1 protein-coding gene is annotated in these 323 nt (G+C 52.3%); it reads left to right on the top strand.

Going from position 1 to position 323, the window contains the following annotated elements; genetic code table 11:
• A partial coding sequence (locus ACTHSQ_RS11165) for a transposase (RefSeq protein WP_440372013.1) occupies positions 1 to 323 on the top strand: 323 nt, incomplete at both ends.

Here is a 323-nt window from a genome sequence, read left to right as displayed (position 1 = left end):
AAACAACATACCCGTACCGATGAGGAAGGCTATATCGGGAAACTGCACATTACTCCCGCCAATACCCATGAGTGCAACCACCTGTCGCCTTTATTGGAAGGCTTGCCCAAAGGTACGACCGTCTATGCCGATAAAGGCTACGACAGTGAGGAAAACCGACAACATCTGAAAGAACATCGGTTGCTGGACGGCATTATGCGCAAAGCCCACCGCAACCGTCCGCTGACGGAAGCGCAAACCAAACGCAACCGATATTTGTCGAAGACCCGTTATGTGGTCGAACAAAGCTTCGGTACGCTGCACCGTAAATTCCGCTACGCCCG

Source organism: Neisseria sp. P0009.S008 (assembly GCF_051958615.1).
In the GTDB taxonomy this organism is placed as follows: Bacteria; Pseudomonadota; Gammaproteobacteria; order Burkholderiales; family Neisseriaceae; genus Neisseria; species Neisseria subflava.
This window is presented reverse-complemented; position numbering and strand designations above follow the sequence as displayed.